Source organism: Rhizobium sp. SVR5-9E (assembly GCF_056755095.1).
This window is the reverse complement of the sequence record NZ_JBNDHS010000191.1, coordinates 1-3,087: the sequence shown is the minus strand read 5'-3', so window position 1 is coordinate 3,087 and position 3,087 is coordinate 1. Positions and strand designations below refer to the sequence as shown.

The window sequence follows — 3,087 nt, the reverse complement described above, 5'->3', positions numbered from 1 at the left end:
GCATGCCGCTGAAGAGCAGGATCATGCCGCAAAGGCCGGGCGTGATATAGACCTCATACAGCACGTAGGTCTTGTAGGGCGGGATAATCGAGACGCCGAGCACCTGCCGGAAGCCCGCCGCGAAGATAAAAAGCCAGAGCAGCGGTCTCACCAGAGAGGCGATGAAACGCTCCCGCTGGTGAAGAAAGCGCAGTCCCTCGCGGACAAGGATGCCTTTCAAGCAGATCAGGTAGTGGATCGACCCGAGACGCTTTAATTTCATCGCTCCCGGTCCCGCAATACTCGCTGTATTTTGCAATTGTCGGCTCATGGTGAACCGTCCGTCGAATCTGCTACCGGCTGGCCGAGCCGCGAGAACGCTTCACGGATCGTCGTGGCCTCGGTCGTTCGCACTACCTCCTTCACGTCACCGTCGGCGACGACCTCGCCCTGGCGCAGGATAACCACACGATCTGCTTCGTCGACCTCGTCGATCAGATGTGTCGCCCAGAAAACACTGATTCCTTCGCTGCGTACCAGGGCGCGGATGGTCGCCAGGATTCCGGCCCGGGATTGGATGTCGAGACCGACGGTCGCTTCGTCGAGCAGCAGCAGATGCGGCCGATGCAGGAGCGCTCGCGCGATCTCGACCCGTCGCATCTGGCCGCCCGAAAGGCTGCGCGCCTTGTCATGCAACTTCTCGCTCATGCCGACCGTATGAAGCAGGGTGTCGATCCGCTTGCGCGCTTCACCCGCGCCAATGCCGTGCAGCGAAGCGTGATAGGAAAGGTTCTGGTGGACACTCAGATCGAGATCGAGGGTTCGGGCCTGAAAGACAATTCCGAGTCGCCGCAACGCTTCTCCGGGGGCACGGCTGATGTCGTAGCCAAAGACCCGGATCGATCCGTGCCGGGTGCCGTAGAGATGGCTGATGAGCGAGAACAGGGTCGTCTTTCCCGCCCCATTCAGACCGAGAAGCACCGTAAAACTCGCGGGCGGGAGGGAGAAGGTCACATCATTCAGAGCAGGCTTCGAGCCATAGGAATGGCGTACGGCATGGACGCTGAGAGCCGCCGCCCCGTTCGAGCCTTTACTGGTCTTCAGGTCCTGCAACCGCAACCGCTCCTTCCTGAGTGGTTCGACGCCTATTTAATAATGATCGTGCCTTTCATCGTCACCTGCTCGGTGGCTGGGGCTCTCGCAGCGTCATCGTTGTCGTCCTTGTCCTGTGTCCAGGCCTGGGTATGCGCAAAAGTCATGCCGACTATGGCGACAAGGACGATTGTGGGAGTTCTCTTCATGATCTCCTCCATCGTTGCGTCAGTTCGGGGACACAACAACGCCCCATGGAAGCGCGCCGACGGTTACCGATTGGACCGGCTCGTCCGTCGCGACATCGATGAATGTGATGTCGTTCGAAACGCCGTTCGTGCTGACGATCTGCTTTTGGTCGGGGGTAAAGGCGAGTTGCCAGACCCGTTGGCCGACCAGGATGTATTTCTCGACTTCATAGGTTTCGGTGTTGATGACGGCGACACGGTTGGCAGGACCGAGCGCCACATAGGCTTTCTTTCCATCATCGGTGATCCGGATACCGACAGGCTGGATGGATTCGGCGCGCAGGCCGGGAATTTCGAAGGTAATCTTCTGTTTCACCTCTCGCGTCGCATTATCGATCACGGAGACGGTGCCGCCGATCTCGGCGCTGACCCACACCTCGGACCCGTCGGGCTTGAACTCGGCAAAGCGCGGCCGCGAATCCACCAGCACGTTATGGGTCATCTCGTGCGTCTTGGTGTCGATAAAATGAGCCATGTTCGTCGTTTCCGACGTGTTGACCATGGTCCTTCCGTCTGGACTCACCCCCATGCCCTCGGGCTCGACGCCGACAGGAACTTCTGCAACGACCTCCTTGCTCCCGATATCGATGACGGTGACCAGATTGTCGTCTTCATTCGCCACATAGAGTGTCTTGCCATCCGGGGAGAGAACGAACAGCTCGGGATCGGGACCGGAGGGCAGGGAACCGACGATCTCCAGGGTGGCGGTGTCGATGATCTCGATCGTGTCGTCGTCGCTCGCACAGAGATAGATGAATTTGCCGTCATGCGAGATGGTGATGCCGCGTGGACGCTGCCCTACATTTACCGTCTTCACGACCTCCTTCGTGTTCGAGTCGATGACGCTGATCGTGTTGTCGCGTTCGTTGGAAACGTAGACCATGTAGGCGGATGCCGGGCCGGCCATGAAACCGGCTGCTGTCATGCCGGCGAGAAAGGATAGTCGGCTTCGCATCAAGTCCCTCCCATCATATCGAGCGATCACTTCAAGACGCACTTCGTCTCCGGTTCATCGATCCCTAGCGTATCTAGCTCCGAAACCTGATGGAGGAAGCCTTCCTGCGGCGAGGTCGAAACGACCGTGCGCGCATCACCGAGGAAAATCGGCTGGCGCAATTGCAAGTTCCATTTGCGGAATGTCAGTTTCTGGCCCTTGAAGGCCGCGATGGAAAAATCGTCCGAGCGGATGTATCCGCCGATCTTCTCGGGATCACTGTTTTGCGTGCGGGTAGCAGCTTCGCCGAGGATGCGGACCGCTGTCCACGCCGCCATATCTTTGGACAGCATGCGACGGCCATTCGCCTTTGCAAAGCGGTTCTGGATCTGGGTTCCGCCCCATTGTTCGCTGGCCGGGTGCCAGGCGGTCGGTACCAGGCCCGCCGTACCGGCGACCGGCCGCGGGACCCAGGTACGGTACGGCACGTAGGTGCCGAAGACCTCGCTTTCGTCGGCGACCAGAACGACGTCATGTTCCGGAAGGTTTTGGGTAAAGACCGGCATCTGCCGCTGGATCTGGACCACGCCAGTATCAGTCCGCCGTGCCGTGCCGGTATCTTCGAACAGTTTTTCAGCGACGATCTTGCCGCCGAAGCGCTCCGCGGCACGCCGCAAAGCATCGGCGAAGAGTTTGTCACCTTCGTACGAACCATAGAGAAGCACCCATCTGCGCCACTGTTTCCAGATCAGATACTGTGCAAGACCGTCAGCAAGCATTGTGCGTGACGGAGCCGTATGGAATATATTAGAGCGACATTCTTCTTCTCGCAGG

General features: G+C 59.1%; 4 protein-coding genes and 1 pseudogene. All 5 read right to left on the bottom strand.

Going from position 1 to position 3,087, the window contains the following annotated elements; translation table 11 throughout:
• Positions 1–262: pseudogene (locus ACPYOJ_RS34155) on the bottom strand (ABC transporter permease); the annotation flags it as partial.
• Between the two features lie 44 nt (positions 263–306).
• On the bottom strand, positions 307–1,092 hold the full coding sequence (locus ACPYOJ_RS34150) for an ATP-binding cassette domain-containing protein (RefSeq protein ID WP_481420191.1): 786 nt from the start codon (positions 1,090–1,092) through the stop codon (positions 307–309).
• 32 nt (positions 1,093–1,124) lie between these two features.
• On the bottom strand, positions 1,125–1,280 hold the full coding sequence (locus tag ACPYOJ_RS34145) for a hypothetical protein (RefSeq protein ID WP_481420190.1): 156 nt from the start codon (positions 1,278–1,280) through the stop codon (positions 1,125–1,127).
• Positions 1,281–1,299: 19 nt separating this feature from the next.
• Positions 1,300–2,274 carry a YVTN family beta-propeller repeat protein gene (locus ACPYOJ_RS34140; RefSeq protein ID WP_481420189.1) on the bottom strand — a complete coding sequence of 325 codons (975 nt, stop codon included), beginning with the start codon at positions 2,272–2,274 and terminating at the stop codon, positions 1,300–1,302.
• A gap of 26 nt (positions 2,275–2,300) precedes the next feature.
• On the bottom strand, positions 2,301–3,087 hold a 787-nt coding region (locus ACPYOJ_RS34135; protein WP_481420188.1), incomplete at its 5' end, for an ABC transporter substrate-binding protein.